The 19,161-nt window shown below is 61.7% G+C and carries 25 protein-coding genes; 6 read left to right on the top strand and 19 right to left on the bottom strand.

From position 1 onward, the window contains the following. Positions 1-6: 6 nt before the first annotated feature. Both BLS08_RS21985 and BLS08_RS21990 read right to left on the bottom strand, forming a co-directional pair. A complete protein-coding gene (locus BLS08_RS21985; RefSeq protein WP_017676865.1) occupies positions 7-1,989 on the bottom strand; it encodes an alpha-1,4-glucan--maltose-1-phosphate maltosyltransferase in 1,983 nt (660 codons plus the stop codon). A gap of 153 nt (positions 1,990-2,142) precedes the next feature. Beyond that, entirely contained in the window at positions 2,143-2,667 is a 525-nt protein-coding gene (locus tag BLS08_RS21990; RefSeq protein ID WP_017676864.1) for an MgtC/SapB family protein, read from the bottom strand. A gap of 159 nt (positions 2,668-2,826) precedes the next feature. Here BLS08_RS21990 and BLS08_RS21995 point away from each other — a divergent pair, with 159 nt between their 5' ends. Next, on the top strand, positions 2,827-3,207 hold the full coding sequence (locus BLS08_RS21995; protein ID WP_017676863.1) for a Rho termination factor N-terminal domain-containing protein: 381 nt from the start codon (positions 2,827-2,829) through the stop codon (positions 3,205-3,207). Positions 3,208-3,326: 119 nt separating this feature from the next. Here the strand turns inward: BLS08_RS21995 and BLS08_RS22000 are convergent, their stop codons facing one another. From BLS08_RS22000 to BLS08_RS22015, 4 genes are all read right to left on the bottom strand, one after another. Then, the gene (locus BLS08_RS22000) at positions 3,327-3,527 is read right to left on the bottom strand and encodes a hypothetical protein (protein WP_017676862.1); all 201 of its coding nucleotides are present in this window, start codon (positions 3,525-3,527) and stop codon (positions 3,327-3,329) included. Then, positions 3,524-3,946, bottom strand: a complete 423-nt coding sequence (locus tag BLS08_RS22005) for a hypothetical protein (protein WP_017676861.1) — start codon at positions 3,944-3,946, stop codon at positions 3,524-3,526. Before BLS08_RS22005 ends, BLS08_RS22000 begins: the two co-directional genes overlap by 4 nt. A gap of 72 nt (positions 3,947-4,018) precedes the next feature. Beyond that, positions 4,019-4,363: a YgaP family membrane protein gene (locus tag BLS08_RS22010; protein ID WP_017676860.1), complete on the bottom strand. Its 345-nt coding sequence runs from the start codon at positions 4,361-4,363 to the stop codon at positions 4,019-4,021. Between the two features lie 79 nt (positions 4,364-4,442). Continuing rightward, positions 4,443-5,579 carry a carboxylate-amine ligase gene (locus BLS08_RS22015; protein WP_017676859.1) on the bottom strand — a complete coding sequence of 379 codons (1,137 nt, stop codon included), beginning with the start codon at positions 5,577-5,579 and terminating at the stop codon, positions 4,443-4,445. Between the two features lie 172 nt (positions 5,580-5,751). Here BLS08_RS22015 and BLS08_RS22020 point away from each other — a divergent pair, with 172 nt between their 5' ends. Continuing rightward, the gene (locus BLS08_RS22020) at positions 5,752-7,143 is read left to right on the top strand and encodes an iron-containing redox enzyme family protein (protein WP_017676858.1); all 1,392 of its coding nucleotides are present in this window, start codon (positions 5,752-5,754) and stop codon (positions 7,141-7,143) included. Between the two features lie 24 nt (positions 7,144-7,167). Continuing rightward, positions 7,168-8,136, top strand: a complete 969-nt coding sequence (locus BLS08_RS22025) for a class I SAM-dependent methyltransferase (RefSeq protein WP_017676857.1) — start codon at positions 7,168-7,170, stop codon at positions 8,134-8,136. A 39-nt stretch (positions 8,137-8,175) separates the two neighbouring features. Here BLS08_RS22025 and BLS08_RS22030 read toward each other — a convergent pair whose 3' ends face one another. The 7 genes from BLS08_RS22030 to gorA all read right to left on the bottom strand — a co-directional run bounded on the left by BLS08_RS22030 (position 8,176) and on the right by gorA (position 13,276). Further along, a complete protein-coding gene (locus BLS08_RS22030) occupies positions 8,176-8,646 on the bottom strand; it encodes a hemerythrin domain-containing protein (protein ID WP_017676856.1) in 471 nt (156 codons plus the stop codon). A gap of 78 nt (positions 8,647-8,724) precedes the next feature. Further along, positions 8,725-8,895, bottom strand: a complete 171-nt coding sequence (locus BLS08_RS22035; RefSeq protein ID WP_017676855.1) for a con-10 family general stress protein — start codon at positions 8,893-8,895, stop codon at positions 8,725-8,727. 92 nt (positions 8,896-8,987) lie between these two features. After that, on the bottom strand, positions 8,988-9,842 hold the full coding sequence (locus BLS08_RS22040; RefSeq protein ID WP_017676854.1) for an SDR family oxidoreductase: 855 nt from the start codon (positions 9,840-9,842) through the stop codon (positions 8,988-8,990). Positions 9,843-9,867: 25 nt separating this feature from the next. Further along, complete coding sequence (gene galU / locus BLS08_RS22045) at positions 9,868-10,734, bottom strand: UTP--glucose-1-phosphate uridylyltransferase GalU (RefSeq protein ID WP_021489019.1); 867 nt, start codon at positions 10,732-10,734, stop codon at positions 9,868-9,870. A 169-nt stretch (positions 10,735-10,903) separates the two neighbouring features. After that, on the bottom strand, positions 10,904-11,284 hold the full coding sequence (locus tag BLS08_RS22050; RefSeq protein ID WP_017676852.1) for a VOC family protein: 381 nt from the start codon (positions 11,282-11,284) through the stop codon (positions 10,904-10,906). A 2-nt stretch (positions 11,285-11,286) separates the two neighbouring features. Continuing rightward, positions 11,287-11,910, bottom strand: coding sequence for a trimeric intracellular cation channel family protein (locus BLS08_RS22055; protein WP_017676851.1), 624 nt, complete (start codon positions 11,908-11,910; stop codon positions 11,287-11,289). Between the two features lie 7 nt (positions 11,911-11,917). Continuing rightward, the gene (gene gorA / locus BLS08_RS22060; RefSeq protein WP_017676850.1) at positions 11,918-13,276 is read right to left on the bottom strand and encodes a glutathione-disulfide reductase; all 1,359 of its coding nucleotides are present in this window, start codon (positions 13,274-13,276) and stop codon (positions 11,918-11,920) included. Between the two features lie 73 nt (positions 13,277-13,349). On the opposite strand from gorA, the gene BLS08_RS22065 reads away from it, so the two are divergent. Next, positions 13,350-13,772 carry a VOC family protein gene (locus BLS08_RS22065; protein ID WP_017676849.1) on the top strand — a complete coding sequence of 141 codons (423 nt, stop codon included), beginning with the start codon at positions 13,350-13,352 and terminating at the stop codon, positions 13,770-13,772. 172 nt (positions 13,773-13,944) lie between these two features. Here BLS08_RS22065 and galU (BLS08_RS22070) read toward each other — a convergent pair whose 3' ends face one another. The 4 genes from galU (BLS08_RS22070) to BLS08_RS22085 all read right to left on the bottom strand — a co-directional run bounded on the left by galU (BLS08_RS22070) (position 13,945) and on the right by BLS08_RS22085 (position 17,197). Beyond that, entirely contained in the window at positions 13,945-14,784 is an 840-nt protein-coding gene (gene galU / locus BLS08_RS22070; protein ID WP_003460169.1) for a UTP--glucose-1-phosphate uridylyltransferase GalU, read from the bottom strand. Positions 14,785-14,826: 42 nt separating this feature from the next. Further along, a complete protein-coding gene (locus BLS08_RS22075; protein WP_026088560.1) occupies positions 14,827-16,188 on the bottom strand; it encodes a UDP-glucose dehydrogenase family protein in 1,362 nt (453 codons plus the stop codon). Between the two features lie 308 nt (positions 16,189-16,496). After that, the gene (locus BLS08_RS22080) at positions 16,497-16,898 is read right to left on the bottom strand and encodes a type II TA system antitoxin MqsA family protein (protein ID WP_017676847.1); all 402 of its coding nucleotides are present in this window, start codon (positions 16,896-16,898) and stop codon (positions 16,497-16,499) included. A gap of 2 nt (positions 16,899-16,900) precedes the next feature. Next, on the bottom strand, positions 16,901-17,197 hold the full coding sequence (locus BLS08_RS22085) for a type II toxin-antitoxin system MqsR family toxin (protein WP_017676846.1): 297 nt from the start codon (positions 17,195-17,197) through the stop codon (positions 16,901-16,903). Positions 17,198-17,274: 77 nt separating this feature from the next. Between BLS08_RS22085 and BLS08_RS26220 the strand changes: the two genes are divergently transcribed. Continuing rightward, positions 17,275-17,616 carry a hypothetical protein gene (locus BLS08_RS26220; protein WP_139204289.1) on the top strand — a complete coding sequence of 114 codons (342 nt, stop codon included), beginning with the start codon at positions 17,275-17,277 and terminating at the stop codon, positions 17,614-17,616. A gap of 33 nt (positions 17,617-17,649) precedes the next feature. On the opposite strand, the gene BLS08_RS22090 is transcribed toward BLS08_RS26220, so the two are convergent. Beyond that, on the bottom strand, positions 17,650-17,856 hold the full coding sequence (locus BLS08_RS22090) for a hypothetical protein (protein WP_064496019.1): 207 nt from the start codon (positions 17,854-17,856) through the stop codon (positions 17,650-17,652). 575 nt (positions 17,857-18,431) lie between these two features. Between BLS08_RS22090 and BLS08_RS22100 the strand changes: the two genes are divergently transcribed. Next, positions 18,432-18,806, top strand: a complete 375-nt coding sequence (locus BLS08_RS22100; protein ID WP_090337535.1) for a CHAD domain-containing protein — start codon at positions 18,432-18,434, stop codon at positions 18,804-18,806. A 182-nt stretch (positions 18,807-18,988) separates the two neighbouring features. Here the strand turns inward: BLS08_RS22100 and BLS08_RS22105 are convergent. After that, on the bottom strand, positions 18,989-19,161 hold a 173-nt coding region (locus BLS08_RS22105), incomplete at its 5' end, for an ATP-binding protein (RefSeq protein ID WP_244155387.1).

Below are 19,161 nucleotides of genomic sequence, written 5' to 3' on the forward strand. Positions count from 1 at the left end.
CGTTGTTCAGCGGGCGGTCTGGATTCGCCAGATGCCGAAAGGCAGGTGCCAGGGTTCGATGCGCATCCACTGCACCTTGCCGTGCCAGGTCCAGCGGTGGCCGTTCATCAGGTCTTCACCCTGCAGGTCGGCATCGTCTGGCAGGCCCAGTTCCCACAGCGGCAATTCAAAGTGCGCCTCCTGGGCGTGATGCGGATCGAGGCTGACGGCGACCAGAATGAAGTTGCTCAGATCGGCCGTGCGCTTGCCGAAGTAGAGAATGTTGTCGTTCCACGCGGTGTAGGCCTGAAAGCCCAGATGGGTCTGCAGCGCCGGGTTCTCGCGGCGGATCTGGTTGAGCCGGGTAATCTCGACGTTGATGTTGCCCGGCGTCTGGTAGTCGCGCGGACGCAGCTGGTACTTCTCCGAATCGAAGTACTCCTCCTTGCCTGGTACCGGCTCGGCCTCGCACAGCTCGAAGCCCGAATACATGCCCCACAGCCCGGAACCCATGGTTGCCAGGACAGCGCGAATGAGAAAACCCGGCCTGCCGCTGCGCTGCAGGAAATAGGGATTGATGTCCGGCGTGTTGACGAAGAAGTTCGGTCGGTAGCAATCGCGCCAGGGCGCCTGGTTCAGTTCGGTCAGGTAGCTCTGCAGCTCAGCCTTGGTGTTGCGCCAGGTGAAGTAGGTGTAGCTCTGGCTGAAGCCGAGCTTGCCCAGGCGCGCCATCATCGCCGGGCGGGTGAAAGCCTCGGAGAGGAAGATCACCTCGGGGTGGCGTTCACGCACATCGGCGATCAGCCACTCCCAGAACGGCATTGGCTTGGTGTGCGGGTTGTCGACGCGAAACAGCGTCACGCCCTGCTCCACCCAGCCCAGCACCACGTCGCGCAATGCCAGCCACAGGTCGGGCATGGCCGCTTCGGCGTAGAACTCGACGTTGACGATGTCCTCGTACTTCTTCGGCGGATTCTCGGCATGGCGAATGCTGCCGTCCGGGCGCCAACTGAACCAGCCGGGGTGCTGCTCGAGCCAGGGGTGATCCGGCGAGCACTGCACGGCAAAATCCAGCGCCACCTCCAGGCCATGTTCGCGCGCCACGCGCACCAGCTGGCGAAAATCCTCGAGGCTGCCGAGCTGCGGGTGCACGGCCTCGTGACCGCCCTCCTCGCTGCCGATGGCATAGGGGCTACCGGGGTCGTCCGGGCCGGCCTTGAGGCTGTTGTTCGGCCCCTTGCGATGGCTGCGGCCGATGGGATGGATGGGCGGGAAGTACAGCACGTCGAAGCCCATCCAGGCGATCTCGGGGATGCGCACATGCACGTCGGCGAAGCTGCCGTGGCGCTGCTCGTCGCCCAGCGAGCGGGGAAACAGCTCATACCAGCTGGCGAACTCGGCCAGGCTGCGCTCGACATCCAGCGGGTAATTCGGCGTACGCAGCAGATGCGGACGGTATTCGGCGCGGCGCATCAGTTCGTTGACGGATGGGTCGATCAGCACCGCTTCGCGTTCGGCCTGAGATTGCGAGGCCTCCATGCGTTCGATCAGGGCCGCCAGCTCGCCGCGCAATTCGTCCGGGGCCTGCGCGGCGATGCGCCGAACCAGCTGCGCGCCCTCCTGCAGTTCGAGTTCCACCGGCACACCGGCACCGAGTTTCTTCACCAGTTCCTGGCGGAAGCTGGCGTAAACGTCCAGCCAGGCTTCGATGGCGAATTCGCCTCGGCCCTGCTGATCGATACGCAGTGTGGCGCTCCAGCGATCATTGCCCAGGGCCTGCATCGGCGTGCGCTGCCACGTGGCCTCGCCATTGGCGCGCCACAGCAGATCGGCGGCCAGTTGCTCGTGGCCATCGCTGAAGATCACCGCCGTGACCGGAAACTCCCGACCACACAGGCATTTGCTGGCGAAGCGGCCACTTTCAATGATCGGTTGTACTGCTTCGATGGCCAGCCGAGGCTGGGCAATGGCATGGATGACGGTCTGATCGGCATATTGCGGGGACGGCATCGTTCCTGGCTCCTCTACGCCTGGCAGACGTGTTCGAAGGGATTGGCGGGCAGGTTTGCGACAGCGCGCGAAGCGCTGCACCTGTCAGAAATTCCGAGGTGGAGGCAGAGGTAAAAGTTCAGGCAGTTTTTGCCCGTTCACCGGGCTAACGGGCTATTGCCTGTCGCTCGGCTTTTCATCGGCCTGGTCGTCCGGCTTGGTCCTGGCGCCCGGATCGACCAGCAGCGGCATGAGGTGCAGCACCACCAGCACGATCACCGTGGACAGCACGGCGGTGGCCTCGCGCCCGAGCCCGACCGCCACGCCAATGGCGGCCGAGGCCCACAGGCCAGCGGCTGTGGTCAGACCTTTGACGTCGGATATGTTCTGGCCTTTGAGGATGGTGCCGGCGCCGAGAAAACCGACACCCGCGGCGATGCCCTGGATCACCCGGCTCATGGCGTCGGCTTCGGCGCCGTCCTGCTCCAGCGCCATGACGAAGATCGCCGCGCCGAGGCACACCAGCATATGCGTGCGCATCCCGGCGGCCTTGCCCATGACCTCGCGCTCGTAGCCGAGCAGGCCGCCGAGGACCATGGCCAGAATCAGGCGCAACGTGGCGCGGGTGATGTGCTCCACCTGGCCAAGGTCGGAAAACTCCTGCACCAGGGTCGTGAGAATTCGTTCGAGTACGTCCATCGTCGTTCAATCTCCAGGGATGCTTTGCATCTGAGCGAATCCGGTACGCAGAGGTTCGGATCATCGTCGCCGCCGGTTATCCGAAACTGGGAACCTATGCCCATCCATGCATTCCTTTCCCTTACGAACCCAAAACCAACCGCAACCGGGAGAACGCTCATGCCCCGTGGCAGCAAAGACAAATACACCGCCAAGCAGAAGCGCAAGGCCGAGCACATCGAGGACAGCTACAAGGCCCGCGGTGTACCCGAGGACGAGGCCGAAGCGCGTGCCTGGGCCACGGTCAACAAGCAGTCCGGCGGTGGCGAAAAGGCTGGCGGCTCCGGGCAGAAGACCAGCGCAGCCAGCAAGGAGGCAGCACGCAAGTCCTCGGCACGGCGGGCGGCAGCGTCCCGTGAAGGCACACCCCGTTCCGGTCAGCGCCTGGAGGCGATGAACAAGACCGAGCTGATGGAGCTGGCGCGCAAGCGGGATATCGCCGGGCGCTCTCGCATGCGCAAGGAAGAACTGCTGCAGGCGCTGCGCAAGGCCAGTGCCTGAGGCAGGTTGCCTCCTCGGTCAATGACTCGATCGGCCTGAAGATCTCGTCATTCCCGCGCAGGCGGGAACCCATAAATACCCTGCGAGCTGGGCTCCCGCCTACGCGGGAGTGACGTTTATCAAGACGCCAGTTCGCGCTCACGCTCCACGCGCTCACCGCAATCGCAACCGGCGCTCTGGCACTGGACCAGGCCCTTGGGATGACGCTGCATGCAGGCCTCGCAGCAATACAGCAGATCTTCGCCGGCGACTTCGTGCACCCACTCACGAGACTCGACCGGACAATCGCAATGCGGGCAGGCGCAGGTTCGTGCATTCATGGCTTGCGCTCCTCGTCGGTGGGTACCACTTCATCGGTCCAGGGCTTGCCGTCGAGGGGGGCCGAGCGCGCCAGCTCCGCTTCGTCGAGGCCGAAGCCACCACCGACCTGCGTTTCGTCGACCACGCTCAGCTCCTCATCGTTGGCACCATCGCCACCACGTTCGAGTGGCGAGCGTGCACCGCTGTCATCGATCAGGGTGTCCGGGCTGAGATCGTCGAGGCTGACGTTGTCCTCATGCTCGCTCTCGCCTAGCGTCGCGGCACCGGTCAGGCCAATTTCCTCCTCTGGGGTGGACGATGGTCGCGCGGTCGGCTGCAAGGTGGGATCGCCGGTGCCGAGGCTATCCTCCTCATCGCTGAAGTCCAGCGCCTGTTCATCGATTCGCTCCGGGGTGGGACCTGGAATTGTGTCTTTCATGAGATGCCTCCTTCGAACGATATGGGCCGCGCATGGCGACGGCGCAGATGCGCCATCGTCCGTACGCTCGGTTCAAGGCGAAATCGGGTCGCTGGCAGGGAAGGTTTCCTCCACCGCATGATCCAGCCGGTTTTCCTGGCGCCCTTTCACCCGCTCCATCTCCTTTTGCAGTTTCGGTAATGCCGCGCGCAGCTCGGCCACCCGCTCACGCAAGCTTTCGAGTTCGCTCTTGGGGTCGCTGATCATTCCCTTGACCACGCAGTGTCCGCTGATCCCGCGCTGCAGCAGCGCGGCGCCACCAAGGGCCTTGAGCACACCTGAGGTACCGCCCTGGCAAACCCCGGCGACGATGGCGGTGGCGCCGGTGGCGAGTGATACGGCACGTTCCAGACGATGAACGTTATGGGTCAGTGACATGGCGTTTCTCCTTAGCGTTGGATGACGCAGCCAATTGCGGCTCACGTGAGGTTTAGAAAGTCAGGTGCACGGCAAAGGTTCAGGCTATTTGCCGAATGTCCTGCAGGGCGGTCTGCTGCATCAGCCTGTCGACCACATCGAACAGGGCTGCGCGATGATCGGCGCCGCCGCTGCGGGCGCGGCGGTAGGTCATGAGCTGGTTTTCGGCACTGCCGCCGACCCGCGCCAGCTTGCGTGCGTGGGTCATGATCCAGCGTTCGTCAGGCGCAATCTGCTCGCCGATGCAGGCCAGCACTTCGTCCAGCCAGGCGGCGAATGGCAAGGTGCTCTGGCTGTGCGGCTCGATGAACAGCCCGCGCAGACCGCGGCGCTTGGCGCGCCAGCGGTTTTCCAGAGTGAGGATGCGGGTCAGCGGATCATCGAACCAGTCATGGTGAGGCGCATCCAGGGCATGGCCGAGCATGGCGCGAAACAGCCCGGCGATGCACAGGGCATCGTCCAGACGCGGGCAGGCATCGGCGATGCGCAGCTCCAGGGTGGGGAAGCGCAGTGACGGGCGGATGTTCCACCACAGATTGACGGCCGAGCCGATGCAGTCGGTATCGGTCATTACCTTCAGGTAGCGCTGGTACTCGGCGTCATCGCGAAAGTGATCGGGAATGCCCATGCGCGGCCATTCATCACAGACCGCCTGGCGATAGCTCATCAAACCGCAGGGTCGGCCATCCCAGAACGGCGAGGACGCGCTCAGACCCAGCAATAACGGCAGCCAGGGCGTCAGCCGGTTCATCAGGCGAATGCGGTCGACGCCCTCGGGCACACCGACATGCACATGCAGGCCAGCCAGCACGCTGCGGCTGGCAACGATCCGGTAGTCATCGAAGATCGCCCGGTAGCGCGCCATGTTGGTCGCCTGCACGCTACGCCACTGCCCCAGCGGATGGGTGCCGGCAGCGAGGATGCCGCAGCCGAACTCGCTGGCCAGGTCGGCCATGGTCTTGCGCGCCTGGCCAAGACAGTCGCGCGCCTCGTCGAGACTGTTCAGCACCGGCGTGACCACCTCGAACTGTGCGGCGAACATCTCTCGCGTCACCCGCTGGCCCAGCGCGCGACGACTGGATATGGCAAAGGCCTCGACCCCACGCTGCGCCACGCAGCGGCTTGCCAGGTCAGTCAGAAAGTACTCTTCCTCGATGCCGAACGTGCTCGCTGCCATGACTCGCCTGCTCCCGTGGTTCCTGTAGTTGAGGGCCCCCGGCAGCCGTGAGTTCAACCTCTTTGATCACCCGCTGGGCGGCGAAAATTCAGTGGGAATCTTTGTCCGGCTCGACCGCTCCTATGCAACACATCGCCCTCTTATAGATGGACTTATTCAGGAGATCTGCCCCATGTCGATTGCCAGTTTCATCGACAGCCCCGGCGCCCAGCGCATTTCACTCGCGCCCCTTTCAGGGCCTTTTCAGAGTCTTTATCAGCAACTGCTGGCTGAGCCCGAACCGGGCCACCCTCAGGCACGTGAGTTTCTGCTGGAGTGCTTGCAGGAGGTGGCGGAGCTACCCTGCGAACTGCCGCAAAGCCCCTATGAACTGGCGGCCTGGTCGCAACTTCAGCACCAGCGTGTGACAGCGGACTACGCCGACTATCTCGCGGGGCGACGCGCCGGCGAAGGCCGGCGTTATTTCCCACGCAAGGCCGATGCCCTGCACTTTGTGCGCGCCGTGGCACCGACGAAGCTGGTCGACGGTGCCTGGCTGTACGGCGTTCTGCCCCACTGGCGCGACTATCGTGTGTATCCGCTGGTGCGCACCTACCTGGAAGAGCTTGGCGACGGGGTCGCGGCGCAGAATCACGTGTTGCTCTACCAGCGCCTGCTGGCCAGCCAAGGCTGTGAGGATGCCCTCGAACTGGATGATGAGTTGTATCGCCAGGGCGCCATCCAGCTGGCGCTGGGCCTGCTGGCCGACGAGTTCCTGCCCGAAGTGATCGGCTACAACCTGGGCTATGAACAATTGCCGCTGCACCTGCTGATCAGTGCCTTCGAGCTGAACGAGCTGGACATCGACCCCTACTACTTTCAACTGCACGTGACCATCGATAACGGCTCCAGCGGTCATGCCGCCAAGGCCGTTCAAAGTGTGTTGACCAATCTGCCGCGTGTCGGCGACGCCCAGGCGTTCTACCAGCGCGTGCTGCGCGGCTACATGCTCAATGAGCTGGGTGTGGGCTCGACGGCCGTGATCGACAGCTTCGATCTGCAGCAGCAGTTGCTGCAGATGTTCGAGCAAAAGCGCGCGGTCGCCAGCCAGGTGCATTCCGACTACTGCCGTATCGAAGGACGCACGGTCAATCAATGGCTGGGCAGCTCCGGCAGCGTGGCGAACTTTCTCGAAGCACTGCAGAACAGCGGTTGGATACGGCGCGACACGGACCCGGCCTGCAGCCGCTTCTGGCGCCTGATTCAGGGGCCAGGAGCGGCCATGTTCGGTGTGTTCAGCACCTACGAGCGCCAGTTGCTGCATGACTGGATTGCCGGTAGCTGGCAGCCGGAGGCGCCGGCGAAACCCTTCCGTCCGCGGCGCAAGCCTCAGGCCGCACTCGCGCTGGCGGGCAGCGCGCAGCATGGCGAGCTGGACCGCGAGCGCCGCGAGTTGATCCAGGAACTGCAAGGCATGGACGCCTATCGCCGTGAATCTCGCCTGATCGGCCTGCAGGCGCCAGCGCAGCATTGGTCCAGCGCCGGCCTGGCAGCCACCCGTACCTTCGCGGCGCTGATCCAGTAGCCGCCCTGCCCCTGGAATCCGCTCATGCTCGAACCCACCTTCAACGCCCCCCAGAGTCTCGCCCTGCTGCGCCTGGGCACGCTTTTACGTGCACGCGGTTATCGCTTCGTCACCCCCACACCACTCACCCATCAGCGCGTCAACCAGCGTCCGGGCAATGCCCTGGCCAGGGACTTGCGCGACGTCTTCGGTTGGAGCCGACCCTTCGCTGAAGGCACGCTGGACGAGGAAATCCTCGAGAGCATGCGTGAGGCCGAGGTGCTGCAGCCTCACGCGCAAGGCTGGATCAGCCAGGTGCGCTGGTCGACCCTGGGCGACGGGCTCTACGTGCACTCGCGTTTTCCCACGGAGGAAAGCGACGCAGTGTTCTTCGGCCCCGATACCTACCGTTTCACCCGCCTGCTGCGCGATTACCTGGCGCACACCAACCAGCCGCTGCGGCGCATCGCCGATATCGGCTGCGGCGCTGGCCCTGGCGCTATCACGGCAGCGCAGCTACGCCCGGGGGCAGAAGTCATGGCGCTGGATATCAACCCCAGAGCACTGGCCCTGACCGCAGTGAATGCGCGCCTGGCGGGCATCTATAACCTGCGCGTACAGAGCAGCGACCTGCTACGGGATGTGGACGGGCAGTTCGACATGATCATCGCCAACCCGCCCTATATGCTCGATCCGCAACAGCGTACCTATCGCCACGGCGGCGGCAAGCATGGCGCCGGACTGTCCCTGGCGATCTTCGATACGGCAATGCAAAGACTCGCGCCTGGCGGCACGCTGTTGCTCTATACCGGGGTGGCGATCGTTGACGGTGAAGATCCTTTGCTCAATGCCATTCGCCTGTCGCTGGGCGATACGGGTTGGGACTGGGATTACCAGGAAATCGATCCGGATGTGTTCGGTGAGGAGCTGGAAAAACCGCAGTATGCTCAGGCCGAGCGGATCGCCTGCGTGGCGTTGCGCCTGAGCTATCAGCCCAATCTGCGCCAACGCTAGACCGATGCCCGCCTTGCGCAAGCATCGGCCCGGTAATGCTCAGGCCGCCTTGGTCTGGGCATTGCTCTTGAGCGACTTGCGCAGCACTTCCATCGACTGCCCCAGTTCCTGCAGCTGACGTTTGCTCAGCAGCTTGCTGGCCTGGGGGAACATGTCGCGTTCCTCTTCCTCGATGTGGTGCTCCAACAGCTCCTTGAGCACCTTGACTCTGCCTGCGAACTCGAGGGTGGATGGCGAGGTTTCCTTGATGTCGGGCAATACCAGCGCTTCTACGGCGCGATGCTCTTCCTTGGCCTCGATGGCGAGTACGGCGTCGTCCTTGCTGCCGGCGCGCCTGAAGGCCGGATAGAAAATCTGCTCTTCAAGCTCGGTGTGAATCTTCAATTCCTGCTCGATCTTGAGCAGCAGTTTCTTGCGCGTCTGCACCGCGCGCTCGGTGGTGTCCTCGAGCTTGCTCAGCAGCTCCTTTACGGTTTCGTGATCCTTTTTCAGCAGTTCGATGGCATTCATCGTTTTGCTCTCCTCAGGTCTACCAATCACATCGGTAAAAATGCCAGGGCCCGCTTCTAGCGGGCCCTGGCATGACGGTCACGACTCGCGACCGCTTTGGCTTTTCTGACCGCCCTTGCGCCCGGCTTCGGACGCTCTCTGACGGTCGTTGGCGAAGTTGCCGCCGCTGTTGTGACCACCTTTACGGCCGGCTTCCGAGGCCTTTTCACGATCGTTTGCGAAGTTACCCGGATTTTTGTTGGTCGCCATTGCTGGTACCTCCTGATAGTTACTCGCGAGGCGTTATTGCCTCTACATAAAATGAGGCAGGCTCTGCCGCGAGTCGTTCAGGCTTTTTTTCATCAGCCGTTGACCACACTTCCACCGTTGACATGCAGCATCTGCCCGGTGACATAAGAGGCATCGTTGCTGGCCAGATAAACGAATGCCGGAGCGACCTCTGCAGGTTGTCCAGGCCGGCCCAGCGGCGTGTCGGCACCGAACTCGGAGACCTTCTCGGCGCTGAATGTGGACGGGATCAGCGGCGTCCAGATCGGCCCAGGCGCAACGCCATTGACGCGAATGCCACGCGGCGCCAGGTTGATCGACAGCGAGCGGGTGAACGAGGTGATCGCGCCCTTGGTCGAGGAATAGTCGAGCAGCATCGGGTTGCCCTTGTAGGCCGTCACCGAACTGGTGTTGATGATGCTCGCCCCCGGCTGCAGATGCTCCAGCGCAACCTTGGTCAGGTGGAACATGGCGAAGATGTTGGTGCGGAAAGTCTGCTCCCACTGCGACTCGTCGAGTGCTTCGAGGTTGTGCTCGGGATGCTGTTCGCCGGCGTTGTTGATGAGGATATCGAGGCGCCCCCACTTGGCGATCACGGCGTCGACCACGCACTGGCAGAAGCCGCCGTCGCCCACGTCACCCGCCAGGGCGATGGCTTCGCCGCCGTGGTGCTTCACCTCGTCGAGGGTTTTCTGCGCGTCTTCATCCTCGTTCAGGTAAACCAATGCAACCTTGGCCCCTTCCAGGGCGTAGTGCACGGCAACGGCGCGACCGATACCGCTGTCGCCGCCGGTGATGATCGCCACCTTGCCGGTCGGCTTGCCGGCCGCGCGGTAATCATCGGCAAGGTAGACCGGCTCAGGGTGCATGGCGTGTTCGACACCAGGTTGCCGCTGCTGATGCTGAGGCGGCAGGGTCTTGTCGTTCATCCTTCACTCCTCCTTTCGCTGGTGTTCAGACTGCCTTCAGCTGCGGGCTCGCAGTCATCACCGGATGAGTCTTGTGGCGATTCTCGAAGCAGAAGTTGGTGGCCTGCACGTAGCCTTCGGCCGAACCGCAATCGAAGCGGCGACCCTTGAATTTGTAGGCCAGCACACAGCCCTGCTGGGCCTGCTTCATCAGCGCGTCGGTGATCTGGATCTCGCCGCTCTTGCCCGGTTCGGTCTGCTCGATCAGCTCGAAGATATCCGGCGTGAGGATGTAGCGGCCGATTATCGCCAGGTTCGACGGCGCATCTTCGGGGTTGGGTTTCTCCACCATCCGCTCGATGCGGAAGATGTCGTCGCGCAGCGCTTCGCCGGCGATCACGCCGTAGCGCGAAACCTCCTCCATCGGTACTTCCTGAATGGCGACGATGGAGCAGCGGAACTGTTCGTAAAGCTTGACCATCTGGGCCAGCACGCCGTCGCCTTCCAGGTTCAGGCACAGGTCATCGGCCAGCACCACGGCGAACGCCTCGTCGCCGATCAACGAGCGGCCGGTGAGGATGGCGTGACCGAGGCCTTTCATCTCGATCTGGCGGGTATAGGAGAAGGTGCACTGATCGATCAGGTGGCGCACACCACTCAAGGATTTTTCCTTGCCGGTGTTGGAAATCTCGTGTTCCAGCTCGTAGCTGATGTCGAAGTGGTCTTCCAGCGAACGCTTGCCACGGCCGGTGACGATGGCGATTTCATGCAGCCCGGCTTGCAGGGCTTCTTCGACGCCATACTGGATCAACGGGGTGTCGACCACCGGGAGCATTTCCTTGGGCATCGACTTGGTAGCGGGAAGAAAACGGGTGCCGTAACCGGCTGCGGGAAATAAACATTTCTTGATCATGAGTTCTATACCAATTGAGTGACTCGGTAATAGAACCTGACCCGTTTAGAACCTTTACGGTTCAAGATATTTCAGCAGGCGCCGTTTCGCTGCTGCGCTTTTTACGAAGTTCGGCACCTCGACCTCAGCACGTGGATGCCGAGGTGCCGCTGCAAGCAAGAAGCCGTCCCTATGCGGGATAACGGCTCACTTCGATCAGATTGCCGTCCGGGTCGCGAAAGTACACCGATTCGATAGGCCCCACGGCGCCGGTGCGCGCCACCGGCCCCTCTTCCACCGTCACGCCCTGCTCGGCCAGATGAGCCATGACTCGCTCCAGCGGCCACAGGGTGATCAGGCACAGATCAATGGCGCCTGGTGTCGGCTTGATCGCCTTGGGCTCGAACTCACGCCCGGCCTGATGCAGGTTGAATTTCTGCTGGCCGAATACCAGAGCACTGCGCCCGGCGCCGAAACGCTCGTGGCGCATGCCCAGTACGCGCTCATAGAAATCGACGGTGGCGTCGATATCCGCCACCGTCAGTACCAGATGGTCCAGTCTCTCGATCATGCTCAATGCCTGTCCAGAAGATGAAAACGCGGCAACCCGAGGTGCCAGTGAATCGCCGCCAGACGAGCGGCCAGCACCACGAGCATCGCCGCTGCGGTGTCGAGCCAGTGCGGCGTGCCCAAGGCACGCAGGCCGATAAAGGTCAGCGCGCCGGCGATGCAGGCCGTGGCGTAGATTTCCTTCTGGAAGATCAGCGGAATCTCGTTGCACAGCACGTCGCGAATCACCCCACCAACCACACCGGTCATCACCCCCATGATCACGGCGGTACTGATCGGCGTGCCGTGCTGCAGCGCCAGCTCGGTGCCATACACGGTGAACACGGCCAGGCCGAAGGCATCGGCGATCAGCAGGCCCTTCTCGTGAATAGGCCGGGTCATGCGCACCCAGGCCACCGTGCCCAGCGCCGCCAGGGAGGCGACCAGGATGTAGGTGTCATCGCGAATCCAGCTGACCGGATGATTGTCCAGAATCAGGTCGCGCAGCGTGCCGCCGCCCAGCGCGGTGACGATGGCCATCACCAGCACGCCGAACAAGTCCATGGACTTGCGCCCCGCCATCAGCGCACCGGTGATGGCAAATACCGCCACGCCGAACAGGTCGGCGACATAGAAAAGCTTTTCCATGCAGTCCTCAGCGGCTGACCGGCGTACGCAGGGTGACGAACTCCTCGGCGGCGCTCGGGTGCACACCGATGGTCTCATCGAAGATCTGCTTGGTCGCGCCGGCTTTCAGCGCAACAGCCAGACCCTGAACGATCTCGCCGGCTTCCGGGCCGACCATATGGCAGCCGAGCACGCGGTCGCTGTCGGCATCGACCACCAGCTTCATCAGCGTGCGCTCGGGGTTCTCGGTCAGCGTCAGCTTCATCGGACGGAAACGGCTCTCGAAGATCTTCACCTTGTGCCCAGCTTCAATGGCCTGCTCTTCGCTCAGGCCAACGGTGCCGATATTCGGCAGGCTGAACACGGCGGTGGGGATCATGCGGTAATCCAGAGGACGGTACTCCTCGGGTTTGAACAGCCGGCGCGCCACGGCCATGCCTTCGGCCAGCGCCACCGGGGTCAGCTGCACGCGGCCGATCACGTCGCCAAGGGCGAGAATCGACGGCGTGGAGGTCTGGAACAGATCGTCCACCTCGATGTAGCCGCGCTTGTCCAACTTCACCTCGACGTTTTCCAGGCCCAGGTTGTCGAGCATCGGCCGGCGACCGGTGGCGTAGAACACGCAATCGGCCTCCAGTACTCGGCCGTCCTTGAGCGTCGCGGCCAGGCTGCCATCGGCCTTGCGTTCGATGCTGGCGATGTCGGCGTTGAACTGCAGGTCCAGGCCCTTCTTGCTCAGCTCCTCGCGCAGGTGCTCGCGAACCGCACCGTCGAAGCCACGCAGGAACAGGTCGCCGCGATACAGCAATGAAGTCTGCGCGCCCAGGCCATGGAAGATCGAGGCGAACTCCACGGCGATATAGCCACCACCCACCACCAATACGCGCTTGGGTAGTTGCTTGAGGAAGAAGGCTTCGTTGGAGCTGATGGCGTGCTCGCGACCGGGAATATCGGGAATCTGCGGCCAGCCGCCGGTGGCGATCAGGATGCGTTCGGTGCTGTGACGCTGGCCATTCACCTCGACGGTATGCGCATCGACGATGCGCGCATGACCTTCGAACAGACTGACGCCGCTATTGGTCAACAGGTTACGGTAGATGCCATTGAGGCGTTCGATCTCGCGGTTCTTGTTGGCGATCAGCGTCGTCCAGTCGAAGTTCGCCTCACCCAGTGACCAGCCGAAACCAGAGGCCTGCTCGAAGTCCTCGGCGAAATGCGCGCCGTACACCAGCAGTTTTTTCGGTACGCAGCCAACGTTGACGCAGGTGCCGCCCAGGTAGCGGCTCTCGGCGACCGCAACGCGCGCACCATAACCAGCGGCGAAGCGCGCCGCACGCACGCCGCCGGAACCGGCGCCGATAACGAACAGGTCGAAGTCGTGACTCATGAGGGTATCTCCTTGGCAGACGAGGAGCATACCGCAAAGGCCCGCGCTAAGCTGATAGGCAGAGGAGAACCCCATGCGCCCTACCCTGACTCACCTTGCCCTGCACGTCCCCGACCTCGACGCCTGCATCGCCTTCTATCAGCGTTTCTGCGGCATGCAGGTGATCCACGAGCGCCCCGGCAAGGGCACACGCATCGTCTGGATGGCCGAGCCAGGCAAGGAGCACCAGTTCATCTTCGTGATCATGCCCGGCGGCCAGGACCGCAACCTGGCGGCCAATGACTACAGCCACTTCGGCTTTGCCCTGAGCAGCCGCGAGGACGTCGACCGCATCGCCGCCCTGGCCGAACAGGCGGGCTGCCTGATCTGGCCGCCACGCGACGAACCCTACCCGGTGGGCTATTACTGTGGCCTGCGCGACCCGGCCGGCAACTACGTGGAGTTCAGCTACGGCCAGCCGCTCGGCCCCGGCTCGGAACAGATGCCCATCCCCTGAAATGCAAAACGCCACCCGAGGGTGGCGTCAGTTTGAGCATCAATGCACCGACTCTGTAGGAGCGGCGCCCCGCCGCGAACTGGGGCGACGAGGCATCGCAAAGCTTCGCCCCGAGGCGGGGCTCCTACGCAAGGCTGCTCTGACAGGCACGTTTCGTTGACCTGCAGACGTATCAGAACGCCTTGCCAGTCTTGTACAGGTTCTCGAAGCAGAAATTGGTCGCGTCGATGTAACCCTCGGCGCTACCGCAATCGAAACGCTGGCCCTTGAACTTGTATGCCATCACGCAGCCCTGCTGGGCCTGGCGCATCAGCGCATCAGTGATCTGGATTTCGCCACCCTTGCCCGGCGGTGTGCTGCGAATCAGATCGAAGATATCCGGGGTGAGGATGTAGCGGCCGATGATCGCCAGGTTCGACGGCGCGTCCTCGGGCTTGGGCTTCTCCACCATGTTGCTGACGCGGTAGATGTCATCGCGGATCATCTCGCCAGCGATCACACCATACTTGGACGTCTCGTCCTTCGGCACTTCCTGAATCGCCACGATGGAGCAGCGGAACTGGTTGTACAGCTTGACCATCTGCGCCAGCACGCTATCGCCTTCCAGGTTCAGGCACAGGTCGTCAGCCAGTACCACAGCGAACGGCTCGTCACCGATCAGCGGCTGACCGCAGAGGATGGCGTGGCCCAGGCCTTTCATTTCAACCTGACGGGTGTAGGAGAAGCTGCACTCGTCGATCAGACGACGGATGCCAACCAGGTACTTCTCCTTGTCGGTGCCCTTGATCTGGTGTTCGAGCTCGTAGCTCACGTCAAAATGGTCTTCCAGCGCACGCTTGCCGCGACCGGTGACGATGGAGATCTGGTTGAGGCCAGCCTCGAGTGCCTCTTCAACCCCGTATTGAATCAGTGGCTTGTTCACCACCGGCAACATTTCCTTGGGCATTGCCTTGGTAGCGGGCAGGAAGCGCGTGCCGTAACCGGCAGCGGGGAACAGGCATTTCTTGATCATGGGACTCCCTAGTGGGGATGGTTGGAATGCGCGCTCAGTCTATCAAGCCGCGCTAGCCTTACAACTGCCGCTTGCAGGTCGACCGATGCCGCGATAAAGAAAACCCAGCTCCGCCAGCTGATCGGCGTCATAAATGTTGCGCCCGTCGAACAGCACCGGCATGCGCATCGCACCGCGAATACGCGGGAAGTCCGGCTGACGGAACTGCTTCCACTCCGTCACCAGCACCAATGCATCCGCACCCTGGGCGACGGCATAGGGGGATTCGCTCAACATCAGTTGCCCCGCCTCGACGGCCGCCGCATAGCGTGCGGCAACAGCTGCCGTGGCAGCAGGGTCGCAGGCCTGCACCTTGGCGCCGGCGGTCAGCAGTGCGTCGAGCAGCACCAGGCTGGGCGCCTCGCGCAGATCGTCAGTACCGGGCTTGAATGCCAGCCCCCAGAGCGCGACGACCCGCCCCTGCAAGTGGCCATTGAAATGCTCGCGCAGGGCCTGGAACAGCAGCGTTTTCTGCAACGCATTGCGCGCTTCGACCGCACGCAGGATGCCCGGCTCGATGCCCTCGTGCTCCGCCGTACGGATCAGCGCTTTCACGTCCTTGGGAAAGCACGAGCCGCCGTAGCCACAGCCGGCATAGATGAAGTGCGTGCCGATACGTCGGTCGCTACCGATACCGCGGCGTACCTCCTCAATATCAACGCCCAACCGCGCGCAGATACCTGCCATCTCGTTGATAAAGGAAATCTTGGTCGCCAGAAAGGCATTGGCCGCGTACTTGCTGAACTCGGCGGCGCGCACGCTCATGCACAACAGGCGCTCGTGATTACGCAGAAATGGCGCATACAGCCGGCGCAGCAACTCGCGCCCACGCTCCTCGTCGCAGCCGACGATCACCCGATCGGGGCGCATGAAGTCCTCGACCGCAGAACCTTCCTTGAGAAACTCTGGATTGCTCGCCACGATCACTCGCGCCCGCTGTTCCCGACGCGCCAGACCGGCGTTGATGTGCTGCGCTACACGCTCGGCGGTGCCCACCGGCACCGTGGATTTGTCCACCACCAGACACGCATGATCGAGCCGCTCACCCAGCTCGTCGGCAACCGCCAGCACATGGCTCAGATCGGCAGAACCGTCCTCGCCACTGGGCGTGCCCACCGCAATGAAAATGACCTCGGCGCGGCGGATGCCGGCCTTCAGCTGCGAAGTGAAACTGAGCTGCCCACCCGCCAGCTGCGCCTTGAGCATCGTCTCCAGGCCAGGCTCGTAGATCGGCACCTCACCTCGCGAAAGCATCGCGACGCGCTGCGGATCTCGCTCGACGCAGACCACCTGATTGCCCATTTCGGCAAAACAGGTGGCCGTCACCAAACCTACGTATCCTGCTCCAATCACGCATATCTGCATCGCAGCATCCTCCTGGCCTATGCTGCGATTGCAACCAATCGCGGTGGCAGCGATATGACGGAACGACGAAGGAATGATGACAGGCGTGTATGTACGCATCATGGGTACGCATAGCGTGAAAACTGTGGGGACCAGAAAAACAAAAGCCCCTGTAGGTTTACCTGCAGGGGCTTTGCGAAAGTGGTGGTGAAGAACAGATTCGAACCCGTGCCGGTAGCGTGTCAGTCCATGCCAAACCTGCTCAATAGGGGCTTTCCGCTCCCCTCAACGGCTCGTTTCGTCGCTATTCGGCTCTATGATTTCGACACTCAACCAGCACGCAGCTCGTTGATCAACTCCGGGTGTCGCCCCAAGATTTTGAACAACTGCACCAGCGGTTGCGGTGCTTCTGTGCTGCCTCGCTCGTAACGAGAAAACGCATTCGGCCCACCGCCGAACAGCTCGGCCGCTTCACGTTGGCTCAACCGCAACTGCTTACGCACGCTGCGAATAAGCTCCTGATTGCCGTCCTGGGCGTTCACCTGCTGGCGAAACTCGTTCATGGCACGGATAACGCGCTCACTCTCAGCCGGCCCAGTCAGGGACTCGCCGCACGCATCGCACCAGTCAGCCGTTACTGCAGTAATTTGGGTGGTCTGCCCCTTGTAGGTGAAGGGCATATCGCGGGTGTCGTGAACCAGTTCCGCCCCGCCGCATACTGGACATTTCATGGTCACTTCTCCTTGAAGGAAACGATCAGCAGATCGGCCACCAGCGTGAACTTCAGATAGACCTGCCCGAATTCGGTGTCGGGTCGGTAAACGTCCTGCCAGGTAGTATGATCCGCATAGGTTGTCATGCTCTTGAAAAAGTCGCGGCTGCTCAGGGCACTGATAACGGCCAGCATGTCAGCCATCTCCATACCCAGCTCGGCGCCCCCTTCCAAGGCTACGCGGGTGAAGCGATAACGCTGCTCGGTTACGGCCTGCTTCACCAGCTCAAGCTTGAAATGGGGTTTGCGCTTTTCCATGCCGCACAAAATAACCTTTTAGGTTAATCTCTTCAAGGGAGCGTCCATGCCAAACGACAAACGCCAGCAACTACGCAATGAGTTGCTGGCTGGTGCCGAATCCAAGCCAGCAAAGCCTGCTAACCAGCGATATTTCGCTAGCCTGCGCGAACGTGTACGGCACTCCAGGCAGTCACCTGCTCCATCGAATTGAAGCGAGCAGTTGGCTGATTAGCGTCTTGAGCCGAGAGAAGAGCGACAAGCCAGAAATCAAAAAGCCCCGAAAGCTTGTCAGCTTTCAGGGCTTTAGGTATTGCGAAAGTGGCGGTGAAGAAGAGATTCGAACCCGTTTCGGTAGCGTCTCAATCCGTGCCAAACCCGCTCAATACGGGCTTTGCGCTACCCTCACCGTCTCGATTCGTCGCTATCAGGCTCTATGATTTCGACACTTTTTCGACACATGAGCCGTGTGGTCAGCTTACGCAGCTGAGCTTTTCTACCTGCGCAAATGCCTCTGACTCGATCACAGGCAGCGAATGAGGCGACTCCACTCGTTCTTTCAGCTTGCTAGAAAACTCCATGGCGGACCGCTGATCCCTGAAACACAGGGTCAACGAACCTGCACTAACGACCCACTGCTCAGACTCTCTGCCATCAGATTTTTCAATCGAAATATCCATGCTGCCTCCATAACACAATGGTCTAGGTTGCAAAAATCTGGCAAAAAAAAGACCAACCATACGGTTGGCCTTGCCTAAGAAGTATGAGCTGCACCAACTTGCATGGAGTGCACTCACACTTTCGCTTTACCGCATTGCAGATTCATGACAATAGCCAGTTTTTTTCCAGTGTCCATCTGTCCGCTCGCTGATTCGTTGCAATATTTTAGAAACACACGCCCAGTACCTTGCAGCCCTCTAAACCGAGGGTTTCACCTTGATTCGCAATGTACGCAAGACGCTGGATTCCATCGCAACCAACAACGAAGACGCCGCTTTCACCCTGATGCGAGCTGCTGAGAACACCCGAGACGAGGTGCTACGCCAGCACATGCTCCGACTAATTCACCGCTTGAACCAAGACGCCGTAGACCTCCGCATTCTTCGCGATGAGGTATTCGACCCATCCGCTAAGCGCGCCCTATCAGTCAACATTTAGTGACCCTTTGCCCATCCCTCCCCCTCTCGCTGAAACACCTGCATTCTGTGATGATATCGACGCCCCCAATGGCGATGACTCTTACAGGATATGGTCCATGCCGCTTGTTGATCAGATGCTTTCTCAAGTACTCGTTCTGCAGGTCAACCTTTACGCCTGCAAGGCTCGTCTGGAGGCCGATAGCGACCCCGAAGCACTACATGACCTGCGCATAGCGGTGCGCCGTATTCGCAGCCTTCTCCATCCTCTAAGACGGCATCCGGCTGTTGTACCGCTTCGCCATGCAGCATCAGAGGTTGGCCAGATCACCACCCCCGTCCGCGACCTTGAAGTTCTTGCTGCTGAGCTTGGCCGGCGTGGTCTTGCTGCTGGTTGCAGTGCTCGTTTAGCTCGGCTTCGTTCGCATTACAGAGACATACTTGCCTCCCCTGAGCTTGAGCGACTCTTTACGCGCCTTGATTGTTGGCGCTGATAGAAAATTGACCCACCCTGCCGATTGAAATTTGACCCAGGGCGGATTGCTGATTTTGTTACCAGCAACTGTGGATAAGTCTACCAGCGCAGCTGCTGTTGCCCCCACTCCTTCGCTAGCCCAGTTCAGTTGTTTAAGACCTGCCACACGCAGCCATGTAGCAGGCCGTCGTCGCCATGAAATCAGAACGGCTCATCGTCCTCCGGTTCTTGGCCGCCCTTACGCTTTCGCTCCCGTGATTTGATCTTGGCCTGGGCCGCCAAGCTACTGTGTTGCAGGCGATAGGACTCGTTACCGGTTTCGACGATGTGGCAGTGGTGGGTCAGCCGATCCAGCAGGGCGGTGGTCATCTTGG

It is taken from the genome of Ectopseudomonas chengduensis (assembly GCF_900102635.1).
GTDB lineage: Bacteria > Pseudomonadota > Gammaproteobacteria > Pseudomonadales > Pseudomonadaceae > Aquipseudomonas > Aquipseudomonas chengduensis.